Origin of the sequence: Arthrobacter sp. zg-Y820 (assembly GCF_030142155.1) — a bacterium.
In the GTDB taxonomy this organism is placed as follows: domain Bacteria; phylum Actinomycetota; class Actinomycetes; order Actinomycetales; family Micrococcaceae; genus Arthrobacter_B.
The window spans coordinates 2,678,861-2,697,768 of record NZ_CP126247.1 but is presented as its reverse complement, the minus strand read 5'-3'; the positions used below and the strand labels follow the sequence as shown (position 1 = coordinate 2,697,768).

The 18,908-nt window shown below is 67.1% G+C and carries 18 protein-coding genes; 12 read left to right on the top strand and 6 right to left on the bottom strand.

Translation table 11 applies throughout. From position 1 onward, the window contains the following. Window positions 1–85: 85 nt before the first annotated feature. The 8 genes from QNO08_RS12195 (at window position 86) to QNO08_RS12160 (ending at window position 8,265) form a co-directional block, all read left to right on the top strand. The gene (locus tag QNO08_RS12195) at window positions 86–1,123 is read left to right on the top strand and encodes a M14 family zinc carboxypeptidase (RefSeq protein ID WP_229965241.1); all 1,038 of its coding nucleotides are present in this window, start codon (window positions 86–88) and stop codon (window positions 1,121–1,123) included. A gap of 153 nt (window positions 1,124–1,276) precedes the next feature. Then, on the top strand, window positions 1,277–2,713 hold the full coding sequence (locus QNO08_RS12190; RefSeq protein ID WP_229965242.1) for an MFS transporter: 1,437 nt from the start codon (window positions 1,277–1,279) through the stop codon (window positions 2,711–2,713). A gap of 166 nt (window positions 2,714–2,879) precedes the next feature. Next, window positions 2,880–3,878, top strand: coding sequence for an ABC transporter substrate-binding protein (locus tag QNO08_RS12185; protein WP_229965243.1), 999 nt, complete (start codon window positions 2,880–2,882; stop codon window positions 3,876–3,878). A 23-nt stretch (window positions 3,879–3,901) separates the two neighbouring features. After that, complete coding sequence (locus QNO08_RS12180; protein ID WP_229965244.1) at window positions 3,902–4,690, top strand: ABC transporter permease; 789 nt, start codon at window positions 3,902–3,904, stop codon at window positions 4,688–4,690. Continuing rightward, window positions 4,687–5,460 (top strand): ABC transporter permease, encoded by a 774-nt coding sequence (locus QNO08_RS12175; RefSeq protein WP_229965245.1) that lies wholly within the window; start codon window positions 4,687–4,689, stop codon window positions 5,458–5,460. The genes QNO08_RS12180 and QNO08_RS12175 overlap by 4 nt, the downstream gene beginning before the upstream one ends. Further along, a complete protein-coding gene (locus QNO08_RS12170) occupies window positions 5,450–6,349 on the top strand; it encodes an ABC transporter ATP-binding protein (protein ID WP_229965246.1) in 900 nt (299 codons plus the stop codon). The genes QNO08_RS12175 and QNO08_RS12170 overlap by 11 nt, the downstream gene beginning before the upstream one ends. Next, complete coding sequence (locus tag QNO08_RS12165; RefSeq protein ID WP_229965247.1) at window positions 6,346–7,968, top strand: thiamine pyrophosphate-dependent enzyme; 1,623 nt, start codon at window positions 6,346–6,348, stop codon at window positions 7,966–7,968. Before QNO08_RS12170 ends, QNO08_RS12165 begins: the two co-directional genes overlap by 4 nt. Window positions 7,969–8,091: 123 nt before the next feature. After that, complete coding sequence (locus QNO08_RS12160) at window positions 8,092–8,265, top strand: hypothetical protein (RefSeq protein WP_229965248.1); 174 nt, start codon at window positions 8,092–8,094, stop codon at window positions 8,263–8,265. 99 nt (window positions 8,266–8,364) lie between these two features. On the opposite strand, the gene QNO08_RS12155 is transcribed toward QNO08_RS12160, so the two are convergent. The 5 genes from QNO08_RS12155 to QNO08_RS12135 form a co-directional block, all read right to left on the bottom strand. Then, a complete protein-coding gene (locus QNO08_RS12155) occupies window positions 8,365–9,312 on the bottom strand; it encodes a serine/threonine-protein kinase (RefSeq protein WP_229965249.1) in 948 nt (315 codons plus the stop codon). A gap of 234 nt (window positions 9,313–9,546) precedes the next feature. Further along, window positions 9,547–10,344, bottom strand: a complete 798-nt coding sequence (locus tag QNO08_RS12150) for an alpha/beta fold hydrolase (RefSeq protein WP_229965250.1) — start codon at window positions 10,342–10,344, stop codon at window positions 9,547–9,549. Between the two features lie 3 nt (window positions 10,345–10,347). After that, the gene (locus QNO08_RS12145) at window positions 10,348–10,677 is read right to left on the bottom strand and encodes a biotin/lipoyl-containing protein (RefSeq protein ID WP_229965251.1); all 330 of its coding nucleotides are present in this window, start codon (window positions 10,675–10,677) and stop codon (window positions 10,348–10,350) included. Next, window positions 10,670–11,635 carry an alpha-ketoacid dehydrogenase subunit beta gene (locus QNO08_RS12140; protein ID WP_229965266.1) on the bottom strand — a complete coding sequence of 322 codons (966 nt, stop codon included), beginning with the start codon at window positions 11,633–11,635 and terminating at the stop codon, window positions 10,670–10,672. The genes QNO08_RS12145 and QNO08_RS12140 overlap by 8 nt, the downstream gene beginning before the upstream one ends. 73 nt (window positions 11,636–11,708) lie before the next feature. Further along, entirely contained in the window at window positions 11,709–12,839 is a 1,131-nt protein-coding gene (locus QNO08_RS12135; protein ID WP_229965252.1) for a thiamine pyrophosphate-dependent enzyme, read from the bottom strand. Window positions 12,840–13,169: 330 nt separating this feature from the next. Between QNO08_RS12135 and QNO08_RS12130 the strand changes: the two genes are divergently transcribed. Further along, complete coding sequence (locus QNO08_RS12130; RefSeq protein WP_284155666.1) at window positions 13,170–13,439, top strand: hypothetical protein; 270 nt, start codon at window positions 13,170–13,172, stop codon at window positions 13,437–13,439. 382 nt (window positions 13,440–13,821) lie between these two features. On the opposite strand, the gene QNO08_RS12125 is transcribed toward QNO08_RS12130, so the two are convergent. Continuing rightward, complete coding sequence (locus QNO08_RS12125; protein WP_442860479.1) at window positions 13,822–15,240, bottom strand: amino acid permease; 1,419 nt, start codon at window positions 15,238–15,240, stop codon at window positions 13,822–13,824. A 145-nt stretch (window positions 15,241–15,385) separates the two neighbouring features. On the opposite strand from QNO08_RS12125, the gene QNO08_RS12120 reads away from it, so the two are divergent. From QNO08_RS12120 to QNO08_RS12110, 3 genes are all read left to right on the top strand, one after another. Further along, complete coding sequence (locus QNO08_RS12120; protein ID WP_229965253.1) at window positions 15,386–15,853, top strand: Lrp/AsnC family transcriptional regulator; 468 nt, start codon at window positions 15,386–15,388, stop codon at window positions 15,851–15,853. A gap of 133 nt (window positions 15,854–15,986) precedes the next feature. Beyond that, a complete protein-coding gene (locus QNO08_RS12115; protein WP_229965254.1) occupies window positions 15,987–17,417 on the top strand; it encodes a M20/M25/M40 family metallo-hydrolase in 1,431 nt (476 codons plus the stop codon). Then, window positions 17,414–18,904 (top strand): MFS transporter, encoded by a 1,491-nt coding sequence (locus tag QNO08_RS12110; RefSeq protein ID WP_229965255.1) that lies wholly within the window; start codon window positions 17,414–17,416, stop codon window positions 18,902–18,904. Before QNO08_RS12115 ends, QNO08_RS12110 begins: the two co-directional genes overlap by 4 nt. The last annotated feature ends 4 nt before the right edge of the window (window positions 18,905–18,908 follow it).

Below are 18,908 nucleotides of genomic sequence, written 5' to 3'. Positions count from 1 at the left end.
GACTCCGGTAGAGATGATTGACAGATCCAAGTAGTCAGGTTTCACTTCCTTCACAGCAGTCACACCCTTTTTGAGGAGACCGACCATGAGGACATCCAAAACCATCACCGCCCTGTCGCTTGCCGTGCTGTTGGCGGCAGGGACCGCGGCGGCCCCGGCATATGCAGTCGGTGAGGGGCCCAACTACGGCGGGAACGAGACCATCAACACCTCGATTCTGCGCACCTACGACGAGGTCGTGGCTGAGCTCCATAAACAGGATGCACGTCAACCGGCGATGGAGCTGGAAGTGATCGGGCAGTCGGTAAAGGGCCGGGACCTGTATCTCGCGAAGTTCATCACCAACCCGGACAATCCCACGATCCTTTATCTGACGCAGCAGCACGGCAATGAACAGCTGACCACCGAGGGTGCGCTGGAGTTCGTCAAGCACCTCGGCACCGGCAAAACCAAAGGGGTGTTGAACGGGGTGAACATCCTGGTTGTCCCCATGCTCAATCCCGACGGAGCAATGGGTGATGTCGACTTTCCCCTGGACGGTTACATCGCAGACGGCGGTCGGACCCTGACCCGCGCTAATGCCACCGGCACGGACCTGAACCGTGACCATGTGGCAAAGATCCAGCCGGAAACCCAAGCTCTGCACCGGAACGTTCTGCAGGCGTACAACGTCGACTACATGATCGATCTTCACCATCAGGGCACACAGAGCGAACGCGACGGCCGGCTCGTGTCCGGGTCGATTCTCTATCCCACGACGCCGAATGCTGACCCGGTCGTGGTCGAGGGTTCCAAGCAACTGGGCGCGGTGGTGTTCGGCGCCGTGGACCCGACCGGATGGGGACATCTTGGACGGTACGTCGGAGGATCTGCTGAAACAATCAGCCGCAACGGGATTTCGGTTGAGTACGGAATCTCCACGCTGCTCTTTGAGATGCGCGGCATGTCGGACAACACCAATCCCTCGGCTGTCCTCGGCCAGAAGAGCAACGGATATTTGATCAAGCAAACGGTCACCACGCTGGATGCGACCGCCAGAGCGATCGCAAACGGTTCGATCCGTTCCGCGGAGACCTCATTCTGGGACACCCTTGCCGAGCAGACCACGCGCGACAGCGAATAACCCCGGACTGTCCGCCGGTGGACAACACCGGCCGGCGGACAGTGCAAGGAACATCACGGCGGCGGGGGCACGGAATCGGATAGAATAGCGGGGTAGCCGGGTTGGGCGCATCGGGAGGGGGGACGATGCGCGCTGAAACGTGTCTGGAACCGCATGAACAATCTTCCGTCTGCCCCCACTGCGCCCCGGAGCAGCACTCCGGGTACCCCTCCTCCGAACGAGCAGGCTCCCCGCGAGCCGGTGACCGCCGAAGCGTCGCCGGCCGAAGCTGAGCGCACTCCCGCAGAAGCAACCGCCGGCCGGTACGCGCGGATCTTCGCGCTGGCGGGCCGGGGATTCGTGCCGGTCGCCTTCCTGGCCCGGCTGCCGCTGGCCATGCTGACCGTCGGCGCCCTCACCCTGGTCACCAGCGTTACCGGATCCTATGCGACCGGCGGCCTGGCCGCCGGCGCCGTCGGAATCGGCTCGGCACTGGGCGCTCCCGTCCTCGGATATGTGGCGGACCGCGTCGGTCAGCGGCCGGTCCTGCTGACCACCGCCGTCGTCAACCCGCTGGCCATCGCGCTGACGTTGTACATGGCCTTCCAGCTGCCCGATGCAGCGACTCCGTTCGCGGCACTGGCCGCTGCCTTCCTGATGGGCGCCACCTGCCCCCAGGTCGGTCCGCTGGCCCGTGTGCGCTGGATGGCCATGACCGAGCGCAGGCGCGGTGCCGACACCGCGGGCGCACGTGACCTGGACACCGCGATGTCCTTCGAGAGCACCGCGGATGAGCTCAGCTTCGTGCTCGGCCCGGCGCTCGTCGGTCTGCTGGCAGCCGCCGTCGCGCCCTGGCTGCCGCTGGCCATAGCCGCGGTTTTGACGCTGACCATGGTCAGCGCCTTTGCCGTGCACCCGACGGTCCGTTCCGTTGTCCCCGCGCGGGCGGCACGCGCAGCTAAGGCTGCACGTGATGCTGACGCAGAGAAGGCAGGCAATCCGGTCGAAGCCGATGCGGTCCATCCGCGCGCGGACTGGCTGCTCATCGCCCTTCCCGTCCTAGGCATGGTGGCGATGGGAACCTTCTTTGGCGGAACGCAGACGAGCCTCACCGCCTTTGGCGGTCTCTTTGACATTGCCTCCGCCGCAGGCCTGCTGTACGCCGTCATGGGCATCAGCTCGGCCGCGGCGGCACTGTCCGTGGCCTTCTGGCCGGAGCGCTTTACGGCGGCCGCGCGTTGGATGGTCTCCGCGGCGGCCATGGCCGCTTTCTCGGTCCTCCTGCTCTTCCCCGCGGATATCCCCACCATGCTGGTGGCGCTCTTCGTCCTGGGCATCCCCGTGGGTCCCACCATGGTGAGCATCTTCGGCATTGGCGCGGTCGTCGCCCCTCGGCACCTGATGGGCACGGTCATGACGATGCTCGCCAGCGGCGTGGTCACCGGAACCGCCATCGGCGCTTCCCTGGCCGGACGGCTGGCCGACAGCGACGGCCATCAGGCGGCGTTCCTGGTGCCGGTGGGAGCAGCTGTCGTACTGCTCATCCTGAGCCTGTGCGTCCGGTGGGCAATCGCGTCCCGCCGGGGTGCCGCCAACCACGCGGCAGGCTGAGCGTCAAGGTCACGGTCTCCTATCGATGTGATCTATTCCATGAAAATTCTTGACTGAGCAGGGCCCGACTCCTTACGTTTGCGCAGAGAACAAATGTTCATCATGCGAACGGGTATCCGGGGACCATTGTTGTGGCCCCGGATGCCGGTGACAAAGGAGTCGATCCATGAAACGTGCCATCTCCCTTGCCGGAGCAGCCGTCGCTGCGCTGGCCCTCTCTGCCTGCGGATCAGGTTCGCTCTCCGGAGGGGAATCGACCGAATCAGGCGGTGCCGGCGGTGCGGCCGAGGGAGATCTGACGAAGGTCGCCGTCGGCGTGATCCCGATTGTGGACACTGCGCCGATCTGGCTGGGAAAGGAACAGGGCTTCTTCGAGGACGCGGGCCTTGACCTCGATATCCAGACCACCACCGGCGGCGCCGCAGCGGTGCCCGGCGTGGTCAGCGGGGACTTCCAATTCGCCTTCGGCAACACCATGTCCGTCATGGTCGCCAATGACAAGGGCCTGGACGTCCGATATGTAGCGAACGGCAACTCCACCACTGGTGACACCTCCTCCGACTTCGGGGCCGTCGTGGTTCCCGCGGACTCCGAGATCCAGGCCCCCGCCGACCTGGCCGGCCGGACGGTATCGGTCAACAACCTCTCGAACATTGGCGACACCACCATCCGCAAGGTCGTCGAGGACGACGGGGGCGACGAGTCCGCCATCAGGTTTGTGGAGATCCCCTTCCCGGACGCTCCGGCCGCCCTTGAATCGGGCCAGGTGGATGCCGCCTGGATCGTCGAACCCTTCCTGACCCAGGCTGTGGAGTCCGGCGCCCGGGTCATCTCCTACAACTTTGCCGAGACCGACCCGAACCTGGACATCTCGGGGTACTTCACCTCCGCCGAGTACATTGAGGCGAATCCGGAGCTGGTGGAGAACTTCACCGAGGCCATGAACAAGTCTCTGGTGTATGCCCAGGAGAACCCGGAAGCGGTCCGCGACGTGGTGGGCACCTACACCAAGATCGACGAGGCGATGCGCGCCAAAATGATCCTGCCGACCTTCCGCGTAGAGTTCGACCGGGACGCAGCCGCCGTGCTTGGTGATGCCGCAACCCGGTACGGCACCCTGACAGAGGCACCGGACCTGGACCTCATGCTGCCCGCGCAGCAGTAGCGGCGACCGGAACGACGCGACTCATGAAAACCCCGCTGCGTCTTCCGGCCGGGCCCCTCCTGGGCATGGCCGGAATCGCGGGTTTCCTCCTGACCTGGGAACTTATTCCCCGGACCGGGCTGGTTAATCCCGCCTACCTGCCGCCGGCAAGCGACATCCTCGGCATCTTCTTCTCCAACCTGGCGCTGGGCGCTTTTTGGACTGCGGTCGGCCAGACGATGACCGGCTGGGCGCTGGGCCTGCTGATCGCAGCGACCGCCGCAGTGATCCTGGGCCTGATCATTGGCTCCAGCACCTTCCTGCGCCGCGCCACCAACTCGACCATTGAATTCCTGCGGCCGATTCCGTCAGTGGCACTGATTCCCCTGGCCGTGCTGCTGTTCGGCTTCAAGCTGGAATCGACCCTGCTGCTGGTGGTTTACGCCTCGTTCTGGCAGGTCCTGATCCAGGTGCTCTACGGGGTGGCCGACGTTGACCCGGTGGCCAGCAACACCGCCCGCAGCTTTGGGCTGGGCCGGCTGGACCGAATCCGGTACGTCGTGTGGCCCACCACGCTGCCGTATTTAATGACGGGAATCCGGCTGGCTGCAGCTGTTGCGCTGATCCTGGCCATTACCGCCGGGCTGATCATCGGCTCGCCCGGCCTGGGCAACGAGATCGCGCTGGCGCAGTCCGGAGGGGCGGTGGCCCAAATGTATGCGCTGGTACTGACCACCGGAGTGCTGGGCATCGTGATCAATATGGGCATGCGCTTCGTTGAGCGGCGCACCCTGCGCTGGCACAGTTCGGTACGCGGGGATGTGGTGGTATGAAACTGCTCCGAAAGTTCGGCTACCTCGTGGGCCTGCCGGTGCTGCTGATCCTGCTCTGGTGGGCATCCACCTTGGGCGGCACGAACTTCTTCGTTCCCAAGCCAGGGATCCTCGCAGACAAACTGGTCACGGTCTGGGTGGGGGAGCGCTTTGTGCAGGATGTGCTGCCCAGTGTCACCCGCCTGATCATCGGCATCCTGCTGGCAATTGTGCTGGGCACGGTGCTGGGCGTGCTCGTCGGCACGATCCGCTGGCTGCGCAGCCTGCTGGAACCGATGCTGGAGTTCTTCCGTGCCATCCCGCCGCCGGTGCTCATTCCGGTGCTGATGCTGCTGATCGGCATCAACGACCAGATGAAGGTTGCGGTGATCGTCTCGGGCTGCATCTGGCCGGTGCTGCTGAACACCATCGAGGGCGTCCGTGCCGTGGACGGCACGCTCAGCGACAGCGCCAAGACCTTCCGCATCACCGGCTTCCACCGGCTGCGCTATCTGGTCCTGCCCAGCGCCAGTCCGCAGATCATGGCGGGCATCCGGCAGTGCCTGTCGATCGGCCTGATCCTCATGGTCATCTCCGAAATGTTCGCGTCCTCGGAGGGCCTGGGCTTCACGATCGTCCAGTTCCAGCGCTCCTTCGCCATCCCCGAGATGTGGAGCGGCATCGTGGTCCTGGGACTGATCGGCGTCGTCATGTCATTTTTGTTCCAGTGGACCGAACGCCGCGTTCTTGGCTGGTACCACGGGTTAAGAGAGGTAGAACATGCAGAATAACTCCCCGGAGGCGGCTGGAAAGCCGCTGCTGGAAGTCCGCGGCATTCAGAAGATCTACAAGGTCGACGCCGGTGAGGTGGAAGCGGTGCGGAACCTTACCTTCGATCTCCGCCCCGGGGAGCTGGTCTGTCTTGTCGGCCCGTCGGGCAGCGGCAAGACCACGCTGCTGAAGATCATCGCCGGCCTCATGGCAGCTACCTCGGGGGAGGTGGTCCTGGAAGGCAGAAAGATCACCGATCCGCCCAAGGACATGGCCGTCGTCTTTCAGGAGTACGGACGCAGCCTCTTTCCCTGGATGACGGTGCGGGCCAACGTCGAGCTGCCGCTCAAGACCGCCGGGATGCCCAAGGCCGAGCGCACACGGCTGGTCGATGACGCCCTGCAGGCGGTCGGGCTGGACCATGTGCCCACCAGCTACCCGTGGCAGCTCTCCGGCGGTATGCAGCAGCGGGTGGCCATTGCCCGGGCGGTCGCGTATCAGCCCAAGGTCCTGCTGATGGATGAGCCCTTTGCCGCCGTCGATGCGCAGACCCGTGCCGATCTGGAGGACCTGGTTCGGAGTATCTGGGCAAAGCTGGGGGTAACCATCCTGTTCGTCACCCACGACATCGATGAGTCCGTGTACTTGGGTGAACGGGTGGTCGTCCTCTCCAGTTCGCCCACCGTGGTGCAGGAGGATATCCTCATCGACCTGCCTGCTGAGCGGGACCAGCTCACCACCCGCTCGCTGCCGCGGTTCGTCGAACTGCGCAACCACGTTTACGAGCAGATCCAGCTAGCCAAGCACAACGCGGGCGGCTCCCGGGCAGGCAAAGCCGACGGCGGGGGCGGCGGCCGACCCGTGCTGCCCGGCTCTGGCACGGGCGGCGAAAGCGCGGTCCGCCAATGAAGACCGTCAGGGAGGAAACCTTTGACGTGATGCGGCTTCGCGGCCTCACCACATTGTTCTCGAATCCGGGTTCCACCGAAGTGCCGTTCCTGGTCGACCTGCCGGATGACTTCGACTTCATTCTTGCCCTGCATGAAGGATCGGTGGTGGGCATGGCAACCGGCTACGCCCTGGCGACGGGACGCTGCGCTTTCGCGCTGCTGCATACTACCGCGGGGCTGGGCAACGCGGTTGGCGCCATCGCCACGGCGCGGGTAAACCGGGCGCCGCTGGTGGTCATGGTGGGCCAACAGGACCGCCGGCATCTGGCCCTGGAGCCGTTCCTTACCGGGCAGCTGGACGGGCTGGCAGGAAACTATCCGCTGGAGATTTTGTCCCCGGTCCGGGCCGCAGATGTCCCGTCGGCGGTATCGCGGGCTGCGCTGCGGGCCGAGCAGGGGTCCGGTCCCGTCCTGGTCATTGTGCCGATGGGGGACTGGGATGAACCGATGGAGCCGCATGCTGCGGCGGCAGCCGGGCGCGTCGTCCTTGCTCCGCCCGGACTGCCTGCGGCCGCCGCGGAGGTCGCCGCCATGCTCGCAGCCGCTCACAATCCGGCGATCCTGGCCGGCGCGGGAAACGACACCGAAGCCGGCTGGGCAGCCCTGACGGAGCTGGCCGAAACTCTTCAGGCCCCGGTCTGGATCGAGCCCTTCGGGGCCCGGGCAGGCTTTCCTCAGACACATCCGCTGTATCAGGGGCAGCTTCCGGCAGACCGTCCCCGGGTGCGTGCCGCGCTGTCGGGCCATGACGTGCTGCTCGTCGCCGGCACCGCAGCCATCCGGCAATACCCCTATGCCGAGGGACCGCTCGTGCCGGAACAAACCCGCATAGTGGTGCTGACCGCCGACGCCGCAGAGGCCAACCGTTCACCCGCAGACCTCGCGCTTGTCGGCGATCCCGCGGTGCTGGTGGCCGGCATTTCCCGTCTGCTTGCGGAGCAGATGCCCCTCCGGCGCCCGGCGCGGCCCGCAGCCGCGGCAGCCCCGGCTGCGGCGTTTCGTTTGGACCCGCCGGCGGAGGGGGAGGCACTGCGGGCGGCGCACGTTTTCGAGCTGCTGGCACGGTACCTGCCCCGGGACGCCGTCCTCGTCGAGGAGGCGCCGTCGTCCCGCCCGGCGCTGCAGGCGATGGTGCCGGCGCAGGCCCCCTTGGGGTTCGTCTCGGCGGCGATGGGCGGGTTGGGGTTCGCGCTGCCGGCCGCCATCGGACTCAAGATGGGCCTGCCAGGGAGGACGGTGGTTGCGGTGGTCGGCGACGGGTCCTCGCTCTACGCCATCCAATCACTTTGGACGGCCGCGGAACGGGGAGTCCCGGTGGTCTTCATCGTCCTGGCCAACGGCAGCTACGCGGTAATGGACAGGCTGGCCGACAAGCGCGGAGGCAAGGCGCCGTGGCCGGCGTTTCCGCAGATCTCCGTTGCCACCCTCGCCGAAGGCCTGGGAGTTCCGGCCCGCCGAGTCACGGAGTTCTCCGCGCTGGAAGCCGAGCTCGCGGTCCTGGCCGGCCCCGCCACCACGAATGGAGCGCCGCTGCTGCTGGAGGTCTCAGTCGCTGCCGAAGTGGTCTTCGCCCCGTGACGTCCACGCTCGGCCGCGGCGTGCCGGGTGCCGGTCCCGCTGTCGGGCGAGCCCTCAGGTGGCTTAGTATCGAAGGAAGCGCCGGAATTTTCGGCGGAGACGCAGCGGATGAGGAGACCCACCATGGGCAGCGAAAAGAACGCCAACGAGGATCACTCCAAGGACGGCGAGAAGACAACGGGACCCGAGGGGACCATTCCTGACACCAAGGATGGCGTGGCCGCGGCGTCCACCGATGAAGCGTCGAACTTTGAGCCCGAGGAAGACCAGGAATCCGCCGAGGGCGGATCCAAGTAGCCCGCAGAACGCTACGCAGGAGCCCGGACCGGGAGCACCCGGTCCGGGCTTCGTTTTGTCCGTGTGCTGCCCTGCCGGCCGATCCCTGCGGGAGCGGGTCTAGCCCAGGCTGGGAGCGTGGGCCGGCGGGAGCGGAATGTAGATGTTGCCGGTGGTGACACCGCCGGTTACGGCGTCGTCGGGCCCGGAATCCGCCGGAGAGTCCGGGCTGTGCGGGGCTTCGGCTTCCATGCCGAAGCCCCGCAGCGCCGCGGCGGCGTCATGGGCGTCCGGCCGGGCGTCGACGGTTCGGGCGGTCATGGCGCGCAGCAGTTCAACCCAGTCGGAGCCGAGCTCCGCGGGCACCTCCGGGTCACGGACCAGGCGTGCGACGGCGGACTCCACGATCGGGCCGGGGAACGCCTTTTCGCCGGTGAGGCATTCGAGCAGCACCAGCCCGAGGGAGTAGATGTCGGTCCGCGGATCCACCGCTCCGGCCAAAGCCTGTTCCGGGCTGAGGTAATTGGCGGTGCCGATGGTGGCGCCGTGCGCCGTGGCCATCGTTGCCTCAGTCATCCGTGCGATGCCGAAGTCGGTGAGCTTGGGATAGAGGCGCGTATCGTTCTCGGCCTGCGGATACAGGAGGATGTTTGCGGGCTTGACGTCCCGGTGAATCACGGCGTTGGAGTGCACATAGTTCAGGGCGTCGGCCAAATCGGCGCCCAGGGAAGCTGTGGCGATGGGGCCCAGCGGTCCGGATTTCAGCGTGCGGCGCAGGTCCGGGCCGTCCACGAGCTCCATGACCAGGAAGGTGGAGAGGCGTCCGTCGTCGTCCTCCAGGGTGCCGGCGTCCAGCAGGGTGACCAGGCCGGGGTGGTTCAGAGTGGCCAGCAGGAGGATTTCGGTCTGCTGGCGGCGGTTCTCGTCGTCGTCGTTAACGCTGGGATGGAATAGCTTGACCGCCACTTCCCGCCCCAGGTGCTCATCGGCCGCCCGGTAAACGGAGGCAGCGCCGCCCGAACCGATGAGCTCGGTGGTCCGGTAGCGCTTCCCAAGGAGTACATCCACGGGTGTCCTCCTAGAGGGTGTGTCGAAGAAAGAAGAAATGGGCAGGAGGGTCCGGGTCTGTTGCTCACCACCGGAGGGGGAATTGATCAGCCGCCTGATTAATTCGGTCCTGCCCCACTCACCATTCCACCCTATCCTGCGCCAGCGGCGGATCCCGGGAGGCGGGCGCGGCTTTATCAAGCCGTAATTATGTGTCTTCTCACTGGAGGAGGCTGGGGCGGTCCCTGGACGCGGCTAGGCCAGGAAGTTGATGGCCGCCTGCTTGAAGGCCCGGGACGTCACGGCGTTGGCGTGGGTCCGTCCCGGCAGCCACAGCAGCTCGGCCTGTCCGGACAGAGCCGCCAGCTCCGGGGCGCCCGCTGCGAGAATGTCCCGGTCCCCGGCCACCAGCAGCAGCGGCATGGCGGGGACGGCCTCCGCGGGGACAAACGGCTCTTCCTTGGCGGCCTCGACCATGTTCAGCAGGGCAGGCACGTCGTTGCCGGGAACGAGGGTGGCCATGCGCAGCAGTTCGGCAGTGGTTTCATCGGCCACCGCTCCGCCTCCCGCCAGGTTCTCCCGGGCTGCGGAGAAGTCGAAGTCCGCCAGCGGATCGCCGCTGCCGGGTCCGCCGAGGACCATGCGGTGCACCAGTTCCGGCTGGGTGGCGCCGAACTCCCAGGCCAGCCGGGACCCCAGCGAATATCCGATGATGTCAACGCCGGTTGCCGGATCGTCGGCGGCCAGTGGAAGCACTCCGGCGTCCATCAGCAGCTGCAGCAGGTCCGCGCGGATCCGGCTGGGACGGTAGGCGTCCAGATCCGCGGGCGCGGCGCTTCGGCCGTGCCCCGGCAGGTCCACGGTGAGCACCGTCCGCCCCGCGGCGGTCAGGGCGCCGATCCAGCCGGAATCGTGCCAGTTCAGCTGCGACGAGGAGGCGAAGCCGTGCAGCAGGAGGATCGGCCGGGAGGCGGCGCCGCCGTCGTCGGGCGTTATGATTTCGGCGAAAAGCTGCGGATCGGTGCCCTCGACGGTGTGTGTCCTCAGTTCCATGGCTTAGTCCTCGTCCAGTGCCGCGGTCAGGCGGAAGCGGCGGCGCGCCGGTGCCTCCTGCGGTACGGTTCCCACGATGCCCGCGGTGTTGTCCGGCACCTCGAAGATGATCAGCGGTTCACCGACGTTGATCTTCTCGCCCGGCGATCCGTAGGTGCGGGCTACCCGGCCCGCCTGCGGTGACGGCAGCTCGACCGCTGACTTGGAGGTTTCCACCTCCACGAGCGGCTGGTTCCGTTCCACCTGATCGCCCTCGGCCACCAGCCATTCCAGCACGGTGGCCTCAATCAGGCCTTCGCCGAGGTCCGGCAGGGGAAAGGGGATTTCAGCCACGTCGATACTCCAATACTCGCTGGATCCCGAACAGGATGCGGTCAATGTTCGGGATGTATTCATCTTCCAGGTCACCTGAGGGATACGGTACGTCGAATCCGGTGACCCGCTCAACCGGCGCCCGCAGGGTGCCGAAGCAGCGCTCGGTCACCAGCGCGGCGACCTCCGCCCCGAGTCCCGAGGTCAGCGGCGCTTCGTGCACGACGACGGCGCGCCGCGTCCGCGCCACCGACGCCGCCAGCCCGGCGGCGTCGATCGGCTTGAGCCAGCGCAGGTCCAGGACTTCCACCTCGATGCCGTCCTCGGCCGCGAGCTCGGCCACCTGCAGGCAGCGGGCCACCATGGCCCCCCAGGCGATGAGCGTGACGTGCTTGCCGGAACGGACCACCTTGGAGCCTAGGGGAGAGCCGCCGTCGGCCGGGAGAACTTCGCCCTTCTGCCAGTAGCGGGACTTGGGCTCCATGAAAATTACCGGATCGGGGCGAGCGGCGGCGTACTTGAGCAGGTGGTAGGCCTCGTGCGGGTTCGACGGCGAAACCACTTTCAGGCCCGGAACGTGGGCAAACAGCGCCTCGAGGGATTCGCCGTGGTGCTCGGGGGCGCGGATCCCGCCGAAGCTGGGCACCCGGAGCGTGACCGGCATGGGCAGGGTTCCGCGGCTGCGGTAGTTCATTCGCGCCAGCTGGGTCACGATCTGGTTCACCGCGGGGTAGGCAAAGCCGTCGAACTGCACCTCGGGAATGGGATGGAACCCGGCCATCGCCAGTCCCACCGACATGCCGAGGATGCCCGACTCAGCCAGCGGGGTGTCCAGGACCCGGTCGGCGCCGAAGCGCTGCTGCAGGCCGTCGGTGATGCGGAAGACGCCGCCGAGTCGGCCGACGTCCTCGCCCAGGATCAGCGCCCTCGGGTTCTGCTCCATGATCTCGGTCAGGGCGCGGATCAGGGCAGCCTGCATGGACAACGTTACTGCCGGGCCGGAGCCGGCGGTTCCGGAATCTGCGGCCAGGTCCGAGCTGCCGGTCATCTGGTCAGTCATGTTCGGATTCCTTCCGCCAGGCACTGGCCTGATCTGTCAGCTGCTGCGTGGATTCGGCGAAGACAAACTCGAACATCTCCGAGCCGGGCCGCGGCCTCAGGGCCTGCACTCCGTCGCGGACGGTGTCGGCGGCGGCCAGCGCGTCGGCCTGCGCGGCGTCCAGGAAGTCGGAGTCGGCGTGGCCGGACGCCAGGAGCTGCTCCGCCAGCAGTGCGACGGGATCGGCGCCGGCGTCGCGCCGTTCCTCATCCAGCGTGCGGTAGCGGCCGGGATCGTCGCTGGTGGAGTGCGGGCCGCGCCGGTAGGTCATGGCCTCAATCAGCACCGGTCCGTGGCCGGCCCTGGCGTGGGCCAACGCTTCACGGGTGGCGCGGACGACGGCGGTGACGTCGTTGCCGTCCACCGTCAGGGACTTCATGCCGTAGCCCGCGGCGCGGGCCGCCACACGGCCGCCGGCCACCTGAGCCTCAGTGGGCAGCGAGATGGCCCAGCCGTTGTTCTGCACGAAGAAGACCACGGGGGCCTTGAGCACCGCGGCAAAGTTCATGGCTTCGTGGACGTCGCCCTGCGAGCTGGCTCCGTCGCCGAAGTAGGTCAGCGCCGCCGGGAGGCCGGCTGCCGGGGCGGCGTCCGGCTCGCCGTCGGACGGGGTGGCGGTTGCGGGGGCGCCGTCGGGAGGGGCGGTCTCTGCCGTGGCGTCTGCCTGCGTGGCGTCTGCCTGCGCGGCCAGCCGCTGGCCGTGAGCCCAGCCCACGGCGTGCAGCACCGACCCGCCCACCACTGCCTGGATGGGCGCCAGCCGGGTGGTCACCGGATCGTACAGCCCGCCGTGCCAGGACGCCTGGTGCGTGGCCATGTACTGCACCATGTCCACGCCCAGGGTCAGCGCGGTGCCCATTTCCCGGTACGTGGGGAAGATGAAGTCGCGGCTGGTGTCCATGGCGAAGGCGCTGCCCACCTGGGCTGCCTCCTGCCCGAGCTCCGGCGCGTAACCGGGAATGATGCCTTGGCGCTGCCAGGCGACGGCGGCCAGGTCGAGCTGCCGCACCGCGGTGAGCAGCCGATAGAGCCGGCGCAGTTCGTCACCGGAAAGTTCCGGAACCTGTGTTGTGACTGGGACCATATGTCGAAACCTAACCGGCGCGGTTCTGCAGTGCAATCCGTTCGCCGCGGGATGTACAGCCTGCCTGATCCTGCTCATCGACAGGACGATGCCCTGTACAAAGTGTGCAGTGTGCAAAGTGCGCACCGGTTGTTTCGGAGCGGTGGCTCCGGGGCCGGCTCGCAGTGCGGGGCCGGGCCTGCTTCGGCGGGATCGGTTCCCCGAGAGTGCAGCTTTGCCGGGATACCTGCTCCCGTGCCTCATCGAGAGTGCAGGTGTGGCGGGCTCGACGCCGCGGAACCCGCCATAGCTGCACCCTCAATGCAGTCAGCCCGATCCAAGCCGCCATAGGTGCACACTCGGCACCGCAGGCGCCCCGATCGGCCGGGCGTCCAGCGTGGTCTTGCACAGTTTTGCGCGAAGACTGGCTTTTATTTATTTACCGCGTATGGTCTGAGCTATCCGTATTTTCTTTATGAGGAGCCTAAATTGTCAGGTAAATCCCCACAGGGTTCAAACGAGAAGAAGCCGGGCAAGTCGATCAAGGACAAGCGGGCTGAAAAACGAGCAAAAAACTCCAGCGATTCAGAGCTGATTCCCAAGAAGCGCAAGGGGCAGTAGCAGGGGCGTTTGCCGGCACTGACCTCGCCCGGGCTGGGCCGTGTGTTCGCCCGCTCAGCACCGCCCAGCACCGCCCAGCACCGGGCAGCACCCTGCGGCCCGCCTCACTTCACCTCGGCGGTTCAGGGCTGCGCGCCACCGGGTGGGGGATCATGCCGGACTCGAGTGGCCCAGGCGGCGTCACGCCGCCTGTGGCGGCTTGGGGACTTTTATGTCGGGAATAGTCGCGACATTTCCGAACATGGTCTTTCTTTTTATGCCCGGGGTGGAAATGTGTCGTTATGTACTCAGGTATAAACAACGCGGCGGGGTTGAATTGCCCGGTAATTTCCCCAAGAAACCCCGCCGCATTCCGTGGAGCAGGCCACCACCCGCCGGGCGGCTACCGGAGTTGGCTGCCCGACTGCGTCGTTTTGCGGTCCAGCAGCCAGGCGGCAGTGCCCAGGGCGCAGGTCAGGGCCAGTGTCGCCACGAGCTGGATGCGGACGGCGGAGTCCAGGAAGCCGAGCAGCACGATGCCGGCCAGCAGGGCCAGGGCAAAGTAGGAGAGCCAGGGGAAGGCCCACATCTTGAAGCTGAGCTCCATGCCCGCCGCCTCAGCCCGGCGGCGCAGGATGATCTGCGAAACGATCGATACACCCCAGACCACCAGGCAGGTTGAACCCACGAGGTTCAGCAGGATCATCAGGACCGTCTCCGGGTAGAGGTAGTTCAGCACCACGGCCAGGAAACCGAACGCCACCGAGGCGCCGACGGCTGCCCGCGGAACGCCGTTGGCGCTCTTGCGGCCCAGGGCCTTGGGGGCGCGGCCCCTCTCGGCCAGGGAGAACACCATCCGGGACGCGCCGTAGAGATTCGCGTTCAGCGCGGACAGCAGGGCCACCACAATGACCACAGCCATGACGACGTCGGCGCCCGGCACCCGGGCCGCGGCAAGGGCAGCGACAAAGGGGCCGGTGCTGAGGGAATCGCTGTCCCACGGCAGGATGGTGACAATCACGAGCACCGAACCGATGAACAGGATCAGGATGCGCCACACCACCGAGTTGATGGCCTTTGCAATGTTGGTGGCCGGGTTCTCGGTGTCGGCGGCGGCGACGGCGACAATCTCGGTGCCGCCGAAGGCGAAGACCACCAGCAGCAGCCCGGCACCCACTCCGCTCCAGCCGTGGGGCATGAAGCCGCCGTTGCCGGTGAGGTTGCTCAGGCCCGGGGCGGGAACACCGGGCAGCCAGCCGGCGATGAAGGCGATGCCGACTCCCAGGAAGGCAACGATGGCGAGCACCTTCAGGAGCGCAAACCAGTACTCGAATTCGCCGAAGCTCGCCGCACCCCCCAGATTGATGGCGGTGAAGAGGCTGATGAAGACCAGTGCCAGCACCCACTGCTGGGAGCCGGGCCACATGGAGGCCACGATGGCCGCCGCAGCAGTGGCCTCCGCCGCGATGACGATCACCAGCTGCAGCCACCACAGCCAGCCGATGGTGGTGCCGACAGGCCTGCCCAGTGCCTTTTCCGCATAGACGGAGAAGGCGCCGCTGCTGGGATCCGCGGCGGCCATCTCGCCCATCATCCGCATGACGAGGATGACCATGGTGCCCGCGATGAGGAAGGACAGCAGGACCGCCGGCCCGGCAGCCTGGATGCCGGCTCCGGAGCCGACAAACAGTCCGGTGCCGATGGCGCTTCCCAGGCTCATGAACACCAGATGGCGGGGGCGCATCTTCCGCACGGTGGGCGGCTCCGCCGGAATCGGGGTGCCTGATCCGGAAGGACCGGTTGCGGACGTTCGGGTGGTCATGAAAGGAGGCGCCTTTGAGGTTGGGGGATTGCCGTGAAGCGGCCTAACCATCTTATGCCTCGGGCACCGGCTACAAGGAATGCACCGTGTGTGTGCCAGAATGCTTACAGTTTGCACAGCTGATCGCGGTGCAGGAGAGGGAAACATGCCTACCGACGCCCTGGACGCCCGCATCATTGCACTGTTCACCGACGAACCCCGGATGTCCGTGCTGGAGGCGTCGCGCACACTGCAGGTGGCGCGTGCCACGGTTCAGGCGCGGCTGGACCGGATGCAGCGGCTGGGGGTCATTGCCGGGTGGGGTCCGCGGGTGGATCCTGCCGCCCTGGGCTACGGAGTGGTGGCCTACTGTTCCCTGACCATCAGCCAGGACACCGGGCACGCCGCCGTCGTGCACGCGCTGGAGCAGATCCCGGAAATCCAGGAAGTCCACACCGTCTCGGGCGAAAGCGATCTGCTGGCGCGCGTGGCGGCCCGCTCCAATTCGGACCTGCAGCGCGTCATCGATTCGATCGTCGCCACCCGGACCATCGTGCGGTCTTCGTCAGTGATCGTGCTGAACACACATTTTGAAGGCCGCACCCTGCCCCTGCTCCGGGCCGCCTCCGAATAAGGGGCCGCCTCCGAATAAGGGGCCGCCTCCGAATAAGGGGCCGCCTCCGCACAACAGGCGGCGTGGACATCCGCTCCCCGGGTCGCGGGTGCTGCACCGGCGCGTCCGCTGTGGTCCTCGCTACACTCGGGGCATGAAATCGAAGTCCATCGTGCCCCCGCCGGCTGCCGCGGCGCTGGAAGCCGGGTCGGCTGCCGCCGCGAAGCTCTCCCGCCTCATCACCTGCCGAACCGTGTCCACACGGGATCCGCAGGACATCGAGATTGCCGAATTCGACAGCTTCATCGGGGCGCTGCCGGAGTTGTTTCCCCAGGTTCACCGGAACCTGACGCTGGAGCGGGTGAACGGGTACGGGCTGCTCTATCACTGGAAGGGGGCAACTCCGGCGGTCCCAGCCCCCGGCTCCGGGAGCGCGGAAGCCGGCGCGGAGGCCAACGGCGGTCCGCTGGTCCTGATGGCGCACTACGACGTCGTCCCCGTGACGAATCCGGGTTCGTGGGATCATCCGCCCTTCTCCGGGGCCATCTCCGACGCCAGGATCTGGGGACGCGGAACACTGGATGACAAAGGAGCCCTGGCTGCGATCCTGCAGGCCGTGGAACTTCTGGTCGAGGAGGGTTTCGTTCCGGCGCGGGACGTCTACCTGTCCTTTGGGAACAATGAGGAAACGGCGGGGACCACCGCCGGAGTTGCTGCAGCTCTGCTGGCCAGCCGGGGTATCCGGCCCTGGCTGGTGTTGGATGAAGGCGGGGCGGTGGCCACGCAGGCTTTTCCGTTTGTGAACCGGCCGGTGGCCGTGGTGGGTGTTACCGAAAAAGGAATCCTGGACGTGGAACTCTCCACCGAGGATTCAGGGGGTCACGCGTCCACGCCGCACAGCCGGGGCGCCACGGCCCGTCTGGCCCGGGCTGTCGTCCGGCTGGACGAGAACCCGTTGCCTGCCTCCCTGCCCAACCCCACGGTGGAAATGTTCGGGCGGCTGGCTTCCGCCGCCCGCTTTCCGGCGCGGCTGGTTTTTCGGAACATGGGACTCTTCCGGCGGCCGCTCACCACGGTGCTGGCCCGCATGGGCGGAGAACCCGGTGCCCTGACACGCACCACTGTGGCCGTGACCCAGCTGCGGGGCAGCAGCGCCGCCAACGTGCTGGCGTCCCGGGCGACGGCCAACGCCAATATCCGGATCGCCGTCGGGGACACGGTGGAGGGGACGGTCAGGCGGTTGAAGCGGATCATCAGGGACCCATCGGTGTCGCTGCGGGTGGTTGAAGGCAATGAACCGTCTCCGGTGTCGGCCACCGACAATGACCAGTTCGCCCTGCTTGCCAGGACCATCACGGCAGTCTTCCCGGACGCCGCGCCCGCTCCGTACGTCATGCTCGCCGGGACCGACTCCAGGCGCTTCACCGGAATCTGCGACGCGGTGTACCGGTTCGCCCCGTTCCGGATGGACCGCCAGGCCCGGGCCAGCATCCACGGAGACAACGAATCGCTGGGAGTGGAAACCTTCGGCGAGGGGATCCTGTTCTACGTCCGCCTGCTGCGCAGCCTCGAGGCCGCCCGGTGAAGCCGGCCGCCGACGTCGGGCGCCGCAGCCTGCGCTCGCTGGGACCGGTGGTGTTCTTCTTGGCCCTTGTCGAAATCACCAGCGGCATCCTGCAGGGGTACTACACGCCGATCCTCACCGACATTGCCCGCCGCCTGGGCATCAGCGACGGCGACGTCAACTGGTTCGAGGCCGCGCAGCTGATGCTCAGCGCGCTCGCCGTGCCGGTCCTGGCCAAGCTGGGCGATATCCACGGGCATAAGCGGATCCTGCTGGTCTCCACCGTGGTAACTGCCGCCGCGTCCTGGGGCGTGGCCTTTGCGCCGGACTTCTGGACGTTCCTGGCGGCCTGGTCGCTGCAGGGGTTTTACGTGGTCTGGCTGCCTTTGGAGATCGCGCTGATTTTCGGCAGGGCTGCCGGGTCCCCGGGCGGCGCGGCCCTGACCCGCAAGGCAGCCGGGTTGCTGGTCGGCGCCCTCCAATTCGGCGTTATTGTCGGAGCGCTGGCTGCCGGTGCCCTGGTGGAAGTCTTCGCCGGCAGGCTGGAGCTCACCCTGATGATTCCCGCAGCGGCCGTGACGCTGTGCATCGCCGCCATCCACTTCGGTGTTCCGGAAACCACCGACCGCGCCGGCGGGATCCTGGACGGCCGGGGCTTCCTGCTGCTCGCGTTCGGACTGCTGCTGATCACGTCCGGACTGAGCTTCCTGCGGATCAACGGTCCGGGCACCTGGTGGGTCTGGCTGGTCCTGCTGTCCGGGGTGGCAGCGCTCGTGCCGTTCGTCCGCTACGAACTGGGCCTGGCCGATCCGCTGGTGGACTTCCGAATGCTGCGGGAGAAATCCATGTGGCCTGTCCAGCTCACCGCCGGCCTGTTCGGGATTTCGGTCCTCGGCGCGCAGGCGCCCATGTCCACTTTCGCCCGCACTGACCGCGGGGTGCACGGCTACGGCCTGGGGCTGGACGCGGGGGACGTGTCGATCATCATCGGGTCCTATGTGCTGTCGGTGCTCCTCGGAGCCCTGATTTTTCCGGTGGTTGCGCGGCGCACGACGCCGAGGCTGACCCTCTGCGGTGCCGCGGCGCTGGTGGGCATCGGCTACCTGCTGTTCCTGCCCTTCCACGACACCCTGGCCCAGACGCTGACCAACATGATCGTTGCCGGGCTGGGCTCGGGTGCGCTGGTCGCCGCGCTGCCCTCCGCCGCGGCCGCTGCCGCCCCGCGAAACCGCACCGGCATGGCCACCGGCCTCACGAACACAACGAAGACCATCGGCGGGTCGTTTGCCTCAGCGGTGTTCGGAATAGCGCTGCTGAGCGCGGCGACTGACGCCGTGGCCGGAGGCACGGGCCTGCAGACCGCGGCGCCCCTGTCGGGCTATCTCACGGTGTGGGCCGTGTGCTCGGGAACGGGCTTCCTTGCCGCCGGCTTGCTGCTGCTGGTGCCCCGGCTGGCGTTTTCGGACGTGCCGCTGACGGCTGCCGACACCGGCACCCCCGGACCGTAGGGGC